At 71.2% G+C, this 15015-nt stretch carries 13 protein-coding genes; 8 read left to right on the top strand and 5 right to left on the bottom strand.

Going from position 1 to position 15015, the window contains the following annotated elements:
* Positions 1–243 precede the first annotated feature (243 nt).
* From FB453_RS03100 to FB453_RS33995, 4 genes are all read left to right on the top strand, one after another.
* Positions 244–921: an aggregation-promoting factor C-terminal-like domain-containing protein gene (locus FB453_RS03100; protein WP_112581925.1), complete on the top strand. Its 678-nt coding sequence runs from the start codon at positions 244–246 to the stop codon at positions 919–921.
* 106 nt (positions 922–1027) lie between these two features.
* Entirely contained in the window at positions 1028–1681 is a 654-nt protein-coding gene (locus FB453_RS03095) for a rhomboid family intramembrane serine protease (RefSeq protein ID WP_145787332.1), read from the top strand.
* A gap of 106 nt (positions 1682–1787) precedes the next feature.
* A complete protein-coding gene (locus tag FB453_RS03090) occupies positions 1788–2756 on the top strand; it encodes an NAD(P)/FAD-dependent oxidoreductase (RefSeq protein WP_145787844.1) in 969 nt (322 codons plus the stop codon).
* Between the two features lie 65 nt (positions 2757–2821).
* Positions 2822–4510, top strand: coding sequence for a hypothetical protein (locus FB453_RS33995; RefSeq protein WP_186718020.1), 1689 nt, complete (start codon positions 2822–2824; stop codon positions 4508–4510).
* A gap of 21 nt (positions 4511–4531) precedes the next feature.
* Here FB453_RS33995 and FB453_RS03080 read toward each other — a convergent pair whose 3' ends face one another.
* The gene (locus FB453_RS03080; protein WP_091394316.1) at positions 4532–5503 is read right to left on the bottom strand and encodes a DMT family transporter; all 972 of its coding nucleotides are present in this window, start codon (positions 5501–5503) and stop codon (positions 4532–4534) included.
* On the bottom strand, positions 5500–6531 hold the full coding sequence (glpX, locus tag FB453_RS03075; protein ID WP_091394313.1) for a class II fructose-bisphosphatase: 1032 nt from the start codon (positions 6529–6531) through the stop codon (positions 5500–5502). The genes FB453_RS03080 and glpX overlap by 4 nt, the downstream gene beginning before the upstream one ends.
* Positions 6532–6690: 159 nt before the next feature.
* Between glpX and FB453_RS03070 the strand changes: the two genes are divergently transcribed.
* Together FB453_RS03070 and FB453_RS03065 are read left to right on the top strand one after the other, a co-directional pair.
* The gene (locus FB453_RS03070) at positions 6691–7338 is read left to right on the top strand and encodes a DUF4245 domain-containing protein (RefSeq protein ID WP_112620123.1); all 648 of its coding nucleotides are present in this window, start codon (positions 6691–6693) and stop codon (positions 7336–7338) included.
* Between the two features lie 204 nt (positions 7339–7542).
* Complete coding sequence (locus FB453_RS03065) at positions 7543–8388, top strand: hypothetical protein (RefSeq protein WP_145787330.1); 846 nt, start codon at positions 7543–7545, stop codon at positions 8386–8388.
* A gap of 43 nt (positions 8389–8431) precedes the next feature.
* On the opposite strand, the gene FB453_RS03060 is transcribed toward FB453_RS03065, so the two are convergent.
* Together FB453_RS03060 and xseA are read right to left on the bottom strand one after the other, a co-directional pair.
* Positions 8432–8653: an exodeoxyribonuclease VII small subunit gene (locus FB453_RS03060; RefSeq protein WP_030486721.1), complete on the bottom strand. Its 222-nt coding sequence runs from the start codon at positions 8651–8653 to the stop codon at positions 8432–8434.
* Between the two features lie 45 nt (positions 8654–8698).
* The gene (gene xseA, locus FB453_RS03055) at positions 8699–9943 is read right to left on the bottom strand and encodes an exodeoxyribonuclease VII large subunit (RefSeq protein WP_258398204.1); all 1245 of its coding nucleotides are present in this window, start codon (positions 9941–9943) and stop codon (positions 8699–8701) included.
* Positions 9944–10087: 144 nt separating this feature from the next.
* Between xseA and FB453_RS03050 the strand changes: the two genes are divergently transcribed.
* Positions 10088–11074 (top strand): 4-hydroxy-3-methylbut-2-enyl diphosphate reductase, encoded by a 987-nt coding sequence (locus tag FB453_RS03050; protein ID WP_091397205.1) that lies wholly within the window; start codon positions 10088–10090, stop codon positions 11072–11074.
* A gap of 41 nt (positions 11075–11115) precedes the next feature.
* Positions 11116–11550, top strand: coding sequence for a hypothetical protein (locus FB453_RS03045; protein WP_112581935.1), 435 nt, complete (start codon positions 11116–11118; stop codon positions 11548–11550).
* A gap of 71 nt (positions 11551–11621) precedes the next feature.
* On the opposite strand, the gene FB453_RS03040 is transcribed toward FB453_RS03045, so the two are convergent.
* Positions 11622–14918: a S8 family serine peptidase gene (locus FB453_RS03040; RefSeq protein ID WP_145787328.1), complete on the bottom strand. Its 3297-nt coding sequence runs from the start codon at positions 14916–14918 to the stop codon at positions 11622–11624.
* Positions 14919–15015 lie beyond the last annotated feature (97 nt).

Below are 15015 nucleotides of genomic sequence, written 5' to 3'. Positions count from 1 at the left end.
TGTGGCACAGATCACAAACAGGCTGGTTGGTTTCCCATCAGCCTCACTGTGCGCAATCGTGTCCCACGAGCGTCCATGCACCACCGGAATCGTTGGCGATCGTTCGTCCCGAGACGGACAACATCAGCGAAGGTCGGTGCGTCGGCGCGACCGGCAACCGGTCGGGGCGCTCGTGGCACGGCTGACGGCCCACCTGTGGTCTGCGCCGCGCCACGTCCTTGCTCCCGACGAAGGGACCACTTCGTGAGTCGGCTGTGGAGCCGGTTGGGCGCCCGTACGGCTGCTGTAGCGCTGCTCTCCGTGGGCGTTGCCGGTGGCTTCTACCTGGGCGAAGACCGGGAAACCCAGCAACAGGGTCTGACCGAGCAGGTCAGTCTCGAGGTCGACCGGGCCGACCTCGCGTACCAGCGCGAGCGGCAGGCCGCCCACCAGGTGCAGTTCTCCAAGCAGCGGGCCGCCGAGTACCAGGCCAAGCTGCGGGCGAAGCAGGCCGCCAAGGAAGCCGCCGAGCGGGCCCGCCGGGCCGAGGCCGCCGCGGCGTCCCGCAAGCGCGAACGTGCCGCCGCCAACGCGCCCGCCAAGCCGTACGACGGGCCGATCCCGGCGTCCTGCGCCGAGTACAGCGGCAACCGCAAGACCGGTTGCGCGCTGATGATCAGCGCGGGCTTCGGCATCGCCGAGTTCCCCTGCCTGGAGAAGCTCTGGACCAAGGAGAGCGGCTGGAACCACAAGGCCAGCAACTCCTCGTCCGGTGCGTACGGCATCCCGCAGTCTCTGCCGGGCAGCAAGATGGGCTCCATCGCGTCCGACTGGCGGACCAACCCGGCCACGCAGATCAAGTGGGGGTTGGGCTACATCAAGGGCAGGTACAAGACGCCCTGCGGCGCCTGGACCTACTTCCAGAACAACAACCACTACTGACGGCTCTCGAAGGCGGGGCAGGTGGCTCTCCACTCGCCCCGCCTTCGCGCGTACCCGGACGGGACGTGAGTGGCGGTCGGCCGCTTTTGCTGATAGCAGTTGTGGAGTGACCCTGCACCCGTCAAGCGGCGACCCCTACCGGTTCGGCACCGAGGCGTTCTACGCCGCGCTCGGCCGGGCGTTCGTCGCCATGTGCGCGGTGGTCCCGTTTCTCTTTCTCATCGAGGCCGTCGACCAGGGGCTCGCGTTCGGCCTGGACGCCACCGCCGGCATCATCCCGCAGCGCATCGACGGGCTGGACGGGGTCTTCTTCTCCCCGTTCCTGCACCACGGCTTCGACCACCTCTACAGCAACAGCATCCCGCTGATCCTGCTGGGCACCTTCGTCCTCGCCGCCGGCGCCCGCCGTTTCCTCTGGTCGACCCTGGTCATCATCCTGGTCAGCGGGCTCGGCGTGTGGTTCACCGGCTCACCCAACTCGGTGGTGGTCGGCGCCAGCGGTGTCATCTTCGGCTACCTGGGCATCCTGCTCACCCGGGGCATCGTCGAGCGCAGCTGGTGGAACTTCGCTGTCTTCCTCCTGGTCGGCCTGCTCTACGGCTGGCAGCTGGTCGGCATCCTCCCCACCGATGAGCGGATCTCCTGGCAGGGGCACCTGTTCGGCCTGCTCGGCGGGGTGGTGGCGGCGGTCCTGTTCCGTCGGCGGCGACCCGCCGCGGGCGGCCCGGACTACTCGGGCTCCACGCTCAGCCTGCCCTGAGGCGATTCTCCGGCGTGCCTCTGGAAGGTGCTTGCCCGACCGTCGCCGCCCGCTTACGGTCGAGATCAGCACGCGTTGATCCGTGAGCGGAAAGCGACGGTACGCCATGCGCGAGGTCGATGTCGCCGTGATCGGGGCCGGTCCGGCCGGCCTCTTCGCCGCGTACTACGCCGGGTTCCGGGGGCTGTCGGTGGCGGTGATCGACGCGTTGCCCGAGCCAGGCGGTCAGGTCACCGCCATGTACCCGGAGAAGCTGATCCTCGACGTCGCCGGTTTCCCCGCGGTCAAGGGCCGCGACCTGGTGGCCAACCTGGTGGCCCAGGCGGCCCCGTTCGGTCCGCAGTACCTGCTCGGCACCCGGGCGGAGAAGCTCGCGTACGCCGACGGTCGCCCGGTGCTCGGCCTGGCCGGTGGCGCGCAGCTCGCGTGCGGCGCGATCGTGGTCACCGGCGGGCTCGGCAGCTTCAGCCCTCGGCCGTTGCCGTGCGCCGACGGCGCGCCCGGCTCGGGAATCGTCTACTTCGTGACCGAGCCGACCGAGCTGACCGATCGGGACGTGCTGATCGTCGGTGGCGGCGACTCCGCATTCGACTGGGCGCTGGCGCTGCAACCGCTGGCCAGGTCGGTGACCCTGGTGCACCGCCGGGAGAAGTTCCGGGCCCACGCCTCGACTGTCGCCCGGGTGCTGTCCCTGCCGGTGCGGGTGGTGGTCAACGCCGAGGTCACCAGGCTCCTCGGGGACGGCGTGGTGACCGGTGCCGAGGTGACCGTACGCGGCGGCGCTACCGAGACGTTGCCGGTGGACGTCGTGGTGGCCGCCCTCGGCTTCACGGCCGACCTGGGCCCGCTCGCCGAGTGGGGGCTGCGGCTGGACCGCCGGCACATCCTGGTCGACAGCGCGATGGCCACCAACCTGCCCCGGGTCTTCGCGGCGGGTGACATCACCGAATACCCGGGCAAGGTCCGGCTGATCGCCACCGGCTTCGGTGAGGCGGCGACGGCGGTCAACAACGCGGCCGTGGCCATCGACCCGAGCGCACACCTCTTCCCCGGGCACTCCTCCGACGCCGGCTGAGCGTCGGTATCGGACCCAGGCCGACCTGAGTCCGCATCGAGACGGGTCGACCGGATCCTGAGGGCATGACGGGTTCCGCGACACCGCAGGACGGCGCACCCACCACGCTTTCCTGGCTCTGCCACCCCGCCAGCCTGTTCGCGCTGGTCCTGCTGCTGGTCAACGACCATGTGCTGAAGGCGGCCTTCCCCGGCCTGGTGACCGGCAAGCTGAGCGATATCGCCGGTCTGGTGCTCGCCCCGCCGCTGGTCGCGGTGCTGCTGACCCTCCTGGTGCCACGGCTGCCATCCCGGGCCGCCGCGGTGGCCGGCCTGGTCGCGGTGGGCGCCGGGTTCACTGTCGTCAAATCCAGCGGGTATGCCGCCGAACTCGTCTCCTCCGCCTGGACCGTGCTGGCCGGGCCGTCGCTGGTCCGGGCCGACTGGACCGACCTGCTCACCCTGCCGGCGCTCGGCCTGGCCTGGTGGAGTTGGACGCGGTCACGTCGCCGCCCGGTCCGCCAACGGACCGCCCGGCTGGTCCGGCTGCTGGTGGTGCTGCCACCGGCGGTGTTGGCGGTGGCCGCGACCAGCGTGATCCACTATCCGTACGCGGTGAGCACCGCTCTGCTCGACGGTCAGCCGGCGGTCTCGATCGGCTCGGGCTACGACAACGAGAGCTGGCCGGTCGAGCCGGCCGACGGCAACTGGTCGGTCAGTGCGGACGGGGGGACCACCTGGCGACCCGCCGAAGCCGCCGAGCAACAGCAGTTGTCCCGTCCAGAGGTCGGGCAGCGGCAGGCGTGCGTGCCGGCCCAGCCACAGCGGTGCTACCGGGCGGTCCCCGGTCACCTGCGGGTGGAGCAGAGCGACGACGCCGGTGCGACGTGGCGGAGAGTCTGGGAGGTGGCGGACGTGCGCCGCGAGGCGTTCGCCCGTCGGTTCGACAGTCCGGGCGACATTCGCCGGCACTTCGCCTCCCGTGATCTCATCGTCTATCCCGCCGCCGACGGCGGCCACGAGGTGCTGGTCGCCAACGGCCGGGACGGCTTCCTGCGCCGAGGGTCGGACGGCGGGTGGCGGCGGGCCGGCTTCCTCAGCCAGCGGGATTCACCTGAGGCACGCTCGGACGATGCACTCGTGCTGGAGCGCGGCGGACCCGCCGGCCGCGGCACCGACGCGTTTCTCGCCTTCGCGCTCGCGCTGACCCTCGGTGTCACGGTCACCCTGCTCGCTGCGCACCTGGCGATCCGCCGCGGCGGAGGTCCACGCTGGTGGGGAATCGCCGGCAGCGGGGTGATGCTGGCCGTGGGGATCGTGCTGGCCCTGGCCTGGGAGCGCAACGACGACTCAACGACATTCGATGCCCTGCTGGTCGTCGTGATGCCCGCGTGCCTCCTGACGGCGGTGACCCTGGTCGTCCGAGCCTCCTATCAGGGGGCCCTGCCCCGGTGGATCAGGTGGGCCCTGACCGGGCTTCTGCTCACCGCCGTCCTGGCCGGGCTGCCGCTCATCGGTTGGCTGCACGGCACCCCGTCGCAGACCCGGTTCGCGGTGCCGCTCGCCCTGTTGGGCGCGGTGCCGGGCGTGCTGCTGGCCACCCGGATCGCGGGGCTGGTGGACCCGGCCCGTGGGTTCGAGCGCCGGTACCCGCCGCGCCCGCCCTACCCGCCCTACCCGAATGCGCCCTACCCTCCGCGCCCGTCGGCGGTGCCTGATCCGCCCTACCCGTCGCAGGTCCGGCCGCCCTCCCCGCCACAGGTCCCGCCAGGCTGACCGTTCGGCGGACGGGCTTGGTCAGCGGCGGGCGGGTGGCGCCAGCGCGGCGATCAGTACCGCCACCATGGTCAGCGCCGCCCCGAGCAGGGTGTTCACACCGGGGTGCGAGGCCGCCGTGGGGAGGATGAGGTCCAGCAGGACGGCGCCCACGATCTGCCCGGCGATGGTGGCCAGGCCGAGCAGCAGCACACCGGTGAAGCGGACGATCGCGGCGGCGATCGCGATGAACACGATGCCGATCGGGCCGCCCAGGTAGAGCCACGGCTCGGTCGGCAGGTGGCCGCCGGGCCAGCCGCGTACGGCGATGTCGATCGCGAACGCGACGAGCAGGGTGACAGTGCCGACGGCGAAGTTGACAAGCGTGGCGGTCAACGCACTGTCGGCCGCCGCCCGGACCCGGCCGTTGACGGCCTGCTGCCAGGCGATACCCACCCCGGCGAGCAGCGGTAGCAGGGCCAGCGCCAGCGCGCCCGGGTCGCCAAGACGGTCGCCGACCGCCAGGCCGACCGCCAGCACGGTGAGCACCGCGCCGGCCAGCCGCTGCCGGGTGACCGGCTGCCGGCCGGTCGGCCCGATCCCGGCCCGGTCCACGGCGAGGCTGCTGCCGGTCTGGCCGGCGACCACCGCCACGGTGAAGACCGCCACACCCAACGTGCCGATGGTGAGGCCCTGGGTGGCCACCAGGAAGGCTCCGCACATCCCGCCGAGGCACTGCCAGGGCCGCAGCGTGCCGGTCCGCAGGGCCCGCCGCGTCGCGGCCAGCCCCCGCCGACCACCGGGGGTCGCGGGCACCAGCACCAGCAGCACCAGCAGACCGACGCCGAACGAGACGACCGCGGCGGCGAAACCGTCGTCGAGGCGTACCCCCAGCTCGCCGTTGATTCGCGACTGCACCGCCACCGCGACCCCGGAGGCCGACGCCAGCGCGACGCCGGTGATCCGGCGGGCGGCCGACAGGGTCTGCGGGGTCGCCGTGTCGGTGGCTGTCACTCCTGCTCGGCCAGCGGACGACCATCGAAGTCGACCGCGGAGTAGAGCGCCAGCTTCTCCAGCCGGTGGTACGAGTCGATCACCCGGATGGTGCCGCTCTTCGAGCGCATGACGATCGACTGGGTGTACGCGCCGCCCGCCCGGTAACGCACCCCGCGCAGCAGGTCGCCCGAGGTGACCCCGGTCGCCACGAAGAAGCAGTTGTCGCCGGTGACCAGATCGTCGGTGCCCAGCACCCGGTCCAGGTCGTGCCCGGCGGCGATCGCCTTCTCCCGCTCCTGCTCGTCGCGCGGCCACAGCTTGGCCTGCATCGCACCGCCCATACACTTCAGCGCGCACGCGGAGATGATGCCCTCCGGGGTGCCGCCGATGCCCATCAGGACGTCGACGTCCGACTCGCCCCGGGCCGCCGCGATGGAGCCCGCGATATCGCCGTCGGAGATGAACCGGATCCCCGCCCCGGTGCGACGGATCTGTGCGACCAGGTCGTCGTGACGGCTCCGGTCCAGCACGCAGACGGTCACCTCGGAGACGTCGGTGCCCTTGACCTTGGCGATCCGGCGCAGGTTCTCGGCCACACCGGCGTTGATGTCGATCACGTCGGCGTACGCCGGCCCGACGGCGAGCTTCTCCATGTAGAACACGGCGCTGGGGTCGAACATCGCACCGCGCTCGGAGACGGCGAGCACCGCCACCGCGTTCGGCATGCCCTTGCTCATCAGGGTGGTGCCGTCCACCGGGTCGACGGCGACGTCCACCTCCGGGCCCGTGCCGTCGCCGACGTGTTCGCCGTTGAAGAGCATCGGGGCGTTGTCCTTCTCGCCCTCGCCAATCACCACCACACCGCGCATCTGGATCGAGTTGATCAGCTTGCGCATCGCGTCGACCGCGGCTCCGTCGCCGCCCTCCTTGTCGCCCCGGCCGACCCACCGGCCGGCGGCCATCGCCGCGGCCTCGGTGACCCGGACCAGGTCGAGGGCAAGGTTTCGGTCGAGATCCTGTGGGATCCGCGTCCTGGTGTTCGTCATGACGGCTACTCCTCCTCGCGACGGTGCGGGGACGACCGGCGGCGGGGAGGCCCCCACTGACGGCTTTGTCGCTGATCCTCACACGATGGCCGACCGAGCGTCGGCGCGGGGCGGTGATGGCCCGGATACCGCCGGTCGGGCGGCTGCGAAGATAAGGGGGTGGAACCCGCACAGCCAGCCGACCGCGTACCCGCCGACCGCACGCCGCCCGACGGTCAGCCGCCGGCCGACGTCCCCGCCGGCCGCGGTGGTGAGCCCGCCGCGACTGACCCGACCCCACCGCCGCCGGCGGTGTCCGGCAAGTCCGAGCGGTCGCCGAAGGACATGGCGATCTCGCTGCTGGTGCTGCTCGTCCCGATCGCGCTGCTGCTGGCGTTCTACCGGGGATTCCTCGGCGGCGACCAGGCCACCACCGTCGATCCGGCGCCCGCCATTGAGCAGGCACGTTCGGCGAACGTCTTTCCGGTGAGCCAGCCGCAGGGGCTCGGCGGCGACTGGAAGACGGTAAGCGCCCGCTACCAGACCGTCGAGGACGGTGCGAACCTGCGACTCGGCTACCTCACACCGGAGGGGCGGGGCGTCCAACTGCTGCAGAGCAGCGTCCCGGCGGACCGCCTGCTCCCCGCCGAGCTGACCAGTCAGGGCCAGCCGCAGGGCCCCACCGAGCTGGCCGGGCGCACCTGGCAGCTCTACACGGCCCGGGGAAACCAGCAGGCGCTGGTCCTGCTGGAGCCGACCCGCACGGTGATCGTCGTCGGCGACGCCCGGGACAACGAACTCCGTGAACTGGCCGGCTCGCTGCGCTGACCGACCCGGTGGGGTGGCCCCGCTGGCGCCGAATCTGGGCAACAGGCCCGAAGGGTGATTGTCCGACCCGTCGACAGGGAACAAGGAGGGTGTGATCCGGGCGCGCTGCTCGGCCCGGGTCGCGCGACGCAGCCGACGGTGCTGCTGCGTCGCCCGGTTTCCGGCGCCGTCCAGGTCGTCGGGTGACCCCCTTGGGAGACACGTATGACTGTTCGACGACTCGGCGCCGGCCTGGTAGCCGCCGCTCTGATCACGCCCGCACTGGCCGCCTGCGCCAGCGGAACCGGCACCGCCGGATCGACGCCGTCCCCGACGGTGAGCGCGTCCGGCACGGCGAGCCCGTCCGGTGCCCCGGTCGCGGGTGACGCCAAGCAGGCCCTGCTCGACTCCACCAAGGAGATCAGCAACGGGAACTTCCGGTTCACCCTGGCCGGCGCCGGCTCGACGGCGGAGGGGCTGGTGCACCAGCCGAGCCAGAGCGCGGCGATGAAGATCGCGATCGGTGGCCCCTCGGCCGACCTGGCGATGAAGCTCGACGTGGTCCACTTCAAGCCGGACAGCTGGGTCAAGCTGGAGCTGAGCGGCCCCACCGCCGACAGCCTGCCCGCCATCAAGCAGCTCAACCTCGGCAAGTACCAGCACCTTGACCAGAACCGGATCAAGGGCAACCGCAACCTCGGCTTCGACTTCGAGAAGGTCGACCCGGCCGGTAGCGCGGTGCTCACCCAGGGCATCACCGAGGTCCGCAGCACCGGCACCGGCGCGTACGCCGGCACCATCGACGTCACCAAGGCCGCCGAGGCGGGCTCGTTGAACGCCGCCACGATCGCCGCGCTGGGCACCCAGGCGAAGACCGTCCCGTTCACCGCGAAGGTGGACCCGCAGGGCCGGCTCAGCGAGCTGGTGCTGCAGTTGCCGGCCGCCGGGCAGACCGCCGCCCAGGAGGTCAAGATGACCTACTCCGACTACGGTGCCGCCATCGCCGCGCAGAAGCCGCCGGCGGACCAGGTCGTCGAGGCGCCGGCCGAGCTGTACAGCCTGTTCAACTGACGTACCGAGGTGGGGCGGCTCCGGCCGCCCCACCGGCGGTCGGTCAGGAAGTGGGCTCCTGCCGGGCGGCGTCGATCCGCGCCCGCGCACCATCCAGCCAGCGTTGACAGATCACCGCCAGCGCCTCGCCGCGCTCCCAGAGCGCCAGCGACTCCTCCAGGGACGTGCCGCCGGCCTCCAGCCGCTCCACCACCGAGGCCAGCTCGGCGCGGGCCTGCTCGTAACTGAGCCGTTCGTCCGGCCCGGCCTTCGTGTCGTCAGTCATCGCGTTCATCTCAGCACACCGCTCCCCACCGCGCCGCGTCGCCACTCAGCCATCGACCGTGGCGGCCAGCTCGCCGTCGGCCAGTCGTACCCGCAGCGGGTCGCCCTTACCGACCTCCGCCGCCGCGCGGACCACGTGGCCGTCCGCGCGCTGCACGATCGCGTACCCCCGGTCGAGGGTGGCGGCGGGGGAGAGGGCGCGCAGCCGCGCGAGGGTGTGCCGGAGGTCATCCTCGGCGGCCGCGAGCCGGTGCTCCAGGCAGCGGCCGGCCCGCTGACGCAACGCGGTCAGCTCGGTGGCCCGATGCTCCACCATTACCTGGGGTCGGGCCAGCACCGGCCGCGAACGCAGCCCGTCGAGCCGGTGCGTCTCCCGGTCGACCAGGTTGCGCACCGCCCGTTCGAGGCGGTGCCGCGCCTGACCGATGAGGCGTACCTCCTCGGTGAGGTCGGGGACGACCCGCTTCGCCGCGTCGGTCGGGGTGGAGGCACGGACGTCGGCGACGTAGTCGATCAAGGGCGCGTCCGTCTCGTGGCCGATCGCGCTGACCACCGGCGTACGACAGCCGAACACCGCGCGGCAGAGCGCCTCGTCGGAGAAGGGCAGCAAATCTTCGATGCCGCCGCCACCCCGGGCGATGATGATCACGTCGATGCTCGGGTCGGCGTCCAACACCTTGAGCGCGTCGACGATCTGTGGCACCGCGGACGGGCCCTGCACGGCCACGTTGACAGTCCGGAACTCCACCGCCGGCCAGCGCCGCCGGGTATTTGTCAGCACGTCCCGCTCCGCCGCCGACGCGCGGCCGGTGATGAGCCCGATCCGGCCGGGCAGGAACGGCAGTCGACGCTTGCGGGCGCGGTCGAAGAGCCCTTCGGCGGCGAGCAGCTTCTTGAGCTTCTCCAGTCGGGCCAGCAACTCCCCGAGCCCCACCTGGCGAATCTCGTCGGCCCGCAGGCTCAGCGTGCCCCGGGCGGCGTAGAACTCAGGCTTGGCGTGCAGCACCACACGTGCGCCCTCGCGTAGCTCTGGCGCGCCGGAGTCCAGGACGTCCCGGTTGGTGGTGACGGTCAGGCTCAGGTCGGCCGACGGGTCACGCAGGGTGAGGAAGACAGTGCTGGCCCCGGGGCGACGGCTGATCTGCGCCACCTGCCCGTCCACCCACACCCAGCCCAGCTTGGCGATCCAGGCCCCCACTTTCTGGCTGACCACCCGTACCGGCCAAGGCTCCTCAGCGCTGCTGGCCCCGCCGCTGCCCCCGCCGCTTCCCACCCGCCCACCCTCGCTCACCCGCCCACCCTACGGACCTCCCCGGTGATCAAGAGGTTTGCGTCGGCGCTGGGCGCGTTTCTGACGCAAACCTCTTGATCACCGGGGGCTGGTGGTGGGTTGCTGGCCGGTGCCGGGCTGCGGGGTGGCACGTACGATGGGGTGGTGACTGAGGCTCAGGCGACTCACCGGACCGGCAAGCGCGTGCTCCTGGCCAAGCCCCGCGGCTACTGCGCGGGTGTCGACCGCGCGGTGCAGACCGTGGAGGAGGCGCTGAAGCTCTACGGCGCTCCGATCTACGTGCGCAAGCAGATCGTGCACAACAAGCACGTGGTGCAGACCCTGGAGGCCCAGGGCGCGATCTTCGTGGAGGAGAACGAGGAGGTGCCGGAGGGCGCCACCGTCGTCTTCTCCGCACACGGTGTGGCGCCGGAGGTCCACGAGCAGGCCAAGGCGCGGTCGCTCAAGGCGATCGACGCGACCTGTCCGCTGGTCACCAAGGTGCACCACGAGGCGCGGCGCTTCGCGGCCGAGGACTACGACATCCTGCTCATCGGCCACGAGGGGCACGAAGAGGTCATCGGCACCGCCGGTGAGGCCCCCGCGCACATCCAACTGGTGGACGGCCCGGACGGCGCCGACAAGATCACCGTACGTGATCCGGAGAAGGTGGTCTGGCTCTCCCAGACCACGCTCTCGGTCGACGAGACGCTGGAGACGGTGGCCCGCCTCAAGCAGCGGCTGCCGCTGTTGCAGTCCCCACCCAGCGACGACATCTGCTACGCCACCTCCAACCGGCAGCACGTGGTCAAGGAGATCGCCGCCGACTGTGACGTGGTGATCGTGGTCGGCTCGACGAACTCCTCCAACTCGGTCCGCCTGGTCGAGGTCGCCCTGGACGCTGGCGCCCGCGCCGGTCACCTGGTCGACTTCGCGCACGAGATCGACGACGCCTGGCTGGAGGGGGCCACCACGGTCGGCCTGACCTCGGGCGCGAGCGTCCCGGACGACCTGGTCCAGGAGGTGCTGGTCCACCTCGCCGCCCGCGGCTTCGCCGACGTCGAGGAGATCACCACCGCCAACGAGCGGCTCACGTTCTCGCTTCCGCAGGAGCTGAGGCGGGACATGAAGGCCGCTGCGGCGCGCGGCTGAAGCGCGGGAACGAACTCGGGTCGGCGTACGTCAGATTCGGCATGAGGACTCTTCGGCTCGCCGTCCCCGCGCTGGCCGTCTGCGTGGCGCTGAGCGCCTGCGGCGGCCAGGGTGTCGGGGGCGGCACACCCACCCCGACACCGACGGGAGCGCAGCCGGTGACCAGCCAGCCCACGCCCGACCCGACGCCCTCGCCAGAGACCGGCACCCGGTCCGTGCCGCCCGGCCTGAAGACTCCGAAACCGGGCGGCCCGAGCACGCCGCCGGGCGTCGGGGCCACCACCCTGAGCGGCACCGTGCAGGGCGGTGTGGAGCCCGGCTGCGTACTGCTCGACGGTTACCTGCTGCTCGGCGGCCCGCGTGAGGTGCTGACGCCGGGCGCCCGGGTCGAGGTCACCGGTCGGGTGGAGCCCGGCATGATGACCACCTGCCAGCAGGGCACCCCGTTCGTCGTGACGGCCGCCCACCGATCCTGACCACTCACCCCTGACACGCGGGAGCCCGCCCCCGAACGTGGGGACGGGCTCCTGCTGGTGTTACGAGTGGATCAGTTCACGGCACCGATGGACACGTTGCCGCGACCCACGATGGCACCCTCGCTGGTGACGATCGCCAGTTCACCGGAGAGTTGACGCCCGTCGGCCGGAACGGCCACCGCGGTCACCGTGCCGGTGATGGTGGCCGACTCGCCGTGCATCAGCGGCACCGCCGCGGCCGGAGCGGTGATCGTGCCCAGCGACGCTGACGCGAACGCGTCGTAGTAGTCGTAGGCGGTGCTGGTCCCCGGCCCGTCAACCCCGTACGGCTCCACCACGACGCGGTAGGTGCCAGCGGGCGGGTTGGTCAGCGTGACCGCCTCCTCCGAGTCGCCGTCCGCGGCCCGGCCGACCTCGGTGGTACCCCGGTAGACGAACAGGTCCAGGTCGGCCCCCGCGTTGGCGGGGTTGCCGATCCGGGCGGTGAACGTCGACGTACCCGCCGGGATCTCGACGGTCCACTCCTGGTTGGGACCGCCCTCAGTGATGGTCGGACGCTCGGTCCGCACACCGGTCAGCGCGCCACTGCGGCCGCTGATCGAGACCGGACCGAAGGCGTTGGTGACCTTCCAGCTCACCGGGGTCGGCTCGCCGGCCTCGACACTGGGCAGCTCGACCAGCGCCGGCTCGACCGTCAGGCCCTGCACCCGCGCCTGGAGCTTGAACGGGTTGTTCAGCGCCGGGGACGTCCGCCGCGACTCCACCTCGATCTCCCAGACCCCGGGCAGCGGGTTCTGGTAGTCACGCTCCTGCGGCTTGCAGACGTTGACGTCGGAGAAGTTGGTGTAGCAGACGGTGCTGGTGGTGGCCTCCACCGGCACACCCAACGGGTTGATCGCGATGAACCGGGTCTGCGAACCGGTGGCGATCCCGGAGAGGTTCACCTGGAGGGCCTTGGCGCCCTCCGGCACCGTGACGAAGTACGACGTGAAGCCGTTGCGGTCGACCGAGCCCTCGTTGGTGTACGAGAAGTTGGGCTTCTTCACGTCGTTCGAGGCCACCACCACTGTCGACACCTCGAAGTCGACGACGTTGGTGGCCGGGTCGTCGATCCGCACGATCGCGCCGTGCGCACCCTCGGTGGCCGGCTTGGCGGTGACGCTGATGGTGACGGCCTTGTTGAGCGGCAACGCGACGGTCTTCGGTGCCTTGAAGGTGCCGTCGTTGCCCTGGAGCGTGATGTTGTGCTTGATGGTGCCGGCCGGGCCGCTGGTGCGGGTGAGCTTGACCGGGTACGTCTTGCTCTGGCCGACCTTGTGGCCACCCTCGGACGAGGTGCAACGGTTGTAGACGCCGGTGCCCCGACCCGGGTTCGGTACGAACTTCACACCGTTCCAGATGGTCAGCTGCTCCGCGAGGGGGCTGCAGACCGGCGCGTCGGAGACGTACGACCGGGTTTCGACGCCCTGGCGCAGCAGCTGCCAGGCGCCCGGAACGTTGACCATGCCGTAGCCCTGCGCGTACGTCGGCACGTCCGCGATCGGCTTGGCGGAGGTGAACAGCGCCCGCCGCAGTGCCGCCGGGCTGACGCCCCGGTCGGTGGCCTTGGCGGCCGACAGCAGCAACGCGCCGGCGCCGGTGGTCTGCGGAGACGCCATCGAGGTGCCGTTCAGCATCGCGTAGCCCGGGGGCAGCGCGTATCCGGCCTCGGGGACCGGGGCGCCGAGCTGCCAGGTCGGTGCGGTGGAGATGGCCGAGCCGGGGGCGGCGATGTTCGGCTTGAAGCCGCCGTCCTCGCGCGGGCCACGAGAGGAGAAGTTGAACAAGGCGTTCTTCTTCTTGACGACCGAGCCGTAGTTGGCCAGCCAGGTGTCCTTGCTGATGTTGGCGGCAACGCTGATCACGTTGCTGGCCACCGACGGGTCGCCGATGGTGTTGAGACCCGGGCCGGAGTTGCCGGCCGAGATGACCAACTGCACGCCGTACGTCTCGATCAGTTCGTTGTAGAGGTTCGTCCGCGCGTTGTTGCCGTCGTTCAGGCCCGGAAGGCCACCGATCGACATGTTGACGATGTCGACGCCACGGTTGGCCACCAGGTCGATCATGCCGGTGGTCAGGGCCGCCGCGCTGCAGCCGCCGCCCCAGGAGCAGGCGCGGGCGGAGACCAGCTTGGCGCCGGGCGCGGCGCCGTCGAAGGCCCCGTTGCCGAGCATGTCGTTGGCGGCGGTGATGCCGGCGACGTGGGTGCCGTGGGTGCTCTCGACGATGCCGATGTTCACGTAGTCGTAGGTGCCCGGCAGCCCGATCGGCGTGGTGTTGACGTTCTTGCGGAACTCGACGACGAACGGCTGCCGCTCGGCGACCGGGGTCGCCGGGTTGTCGGTGCCGAAGTAGCCGATGTCGTACTTCTCCTTGTACGGCCGCATGACCGGGTCGTCGGTGAAGTTGAGGTTCTGGTTGGCGTCCACCCGGATGTTGTTGGTGGCCGGGTCGAAGAGCACACCCCAGGTGTCGGTCGTGTCGCCGTCGCGGTTGACGTCACCCCGGGCGTCGCTCGCGGCGGTGACCGACTCGCTGAACAGGTTGAACCGGTACGTGCCGGCCGGTGCCGTCCAGGTGCCGCCGGCGATGGTGAACGACGGGCCGGCGACCTCGGCCTGCATCCGCCGCCACGAGCCGTCCTCCAGCGGATCGGTCGCGGTCACCCAATCGACGATCTTGCGCTCGCCGGTGGTGGTTTGCTGCAACGCCGGGTGGGCAAGGTCCACACCGGAGTCCATGATGCCGATCGTGACGCCCCGGCCGTCCCACTCGGGGTGGGTCGCGGTGAACGCCACCGCGCCGGTCTCGTTGGTGGGCATGTAGGGGTTGTCGGCCGGGGTGGTCTCTCCCGGCGCCCCGACGGTGGCCTGCCGCGCGCCGGCGGTGCCGGTGGGGGTGTTTTCCGGGGCCGGGTCCGGCAGTTGGATGACCTCGTCCAGGTCGACGGCCGAGACGCCGGGCAGCCGCGCCGCCTTGAGGACGCGGTCGGTCGGGACCTTGGCCAACACGAAGCCGACCCGGTCCTGCCGCTGGCTGACAGTGCCGCCGAGCTTCGTGAGGCTGTCGGCGACGTCCCCTGCCTCACCCTTCTCGGTGGCGACGATCAACGTGACGGTCGGGGCCTTCTTGGCGCGGGCCTCGCTGAGCAGTTTGGCGTCGTGGGCGCCCAACGTCTCGGCGGCGGTGGCCGGGGAAGCGTCCGGTGTGGTGGCGGGAGCGGCGGCCGCGGTGGCGGCGCCACCCATGGTCGTCATGGCGCTCGCCGCCAGGACCGACGCGAAGAGCGCGGCTGCGGTGCGCCGGCTCAAGTTTCGAAGTCTGCTCACGTTCTCTTTACCTCCAGAGAACAGGGCCCTTCAGAGAAGGGCGCTCGGGTGAGCAGAATCTTTCGGGGTGTCGACAAGCACTGTCACTACTGGTCAG

The organism is Micromonospora sp. CNZ322, assembly GCF_007827755.1.
Note: the sequence above shows the minus strand (reverse complement) of the source record. Positions and strands in the feature narration are given on the sequence as shown.

Coding starts and splice junctions, on each gene's coding strand:
- FB453_RS03090 (WP_145787844.1), top strand. CDS start 1,788: ATGCGCGAGGTCGATGTCGCCGTGATCGGGGCCGGTCCGGCCGGCCTC.
- FB453_RS33995 (WP_186718020.1), top strand. CDS start 2,822: ATGACGGGTTCCGCGACACCGCAGGACGGCGCACCCACCACGCTTTCC.
- glpX (WP_091394313.1), bottom strand. CDS start 6,531: ATGACGAACACCAGGACGCGGATCCCACAGGATCTCGACCGAAACCTT.
- FB453_RS03065 (WP_145787330.1), top strand. CDS start 7,543: ATGACTGTTCGACGACTCGGCGCCGGCCTGGTAGCCGCCGCTCTGATC.
- FB453_RS03060 (WP_030486721.1), bottom strand. CDS start 8,653: ATGACTGACGACACGAAGGCCGGGCCGGACGAACGGCTCAGTTACGAG.
- FB453_RS03045 (WP_112581935.1), top strand. CDS start 11,116: ATGAGGACTCTTCGGCTCGCCGTCCCCGCGCTGGCCGTCTGCGTGGCG.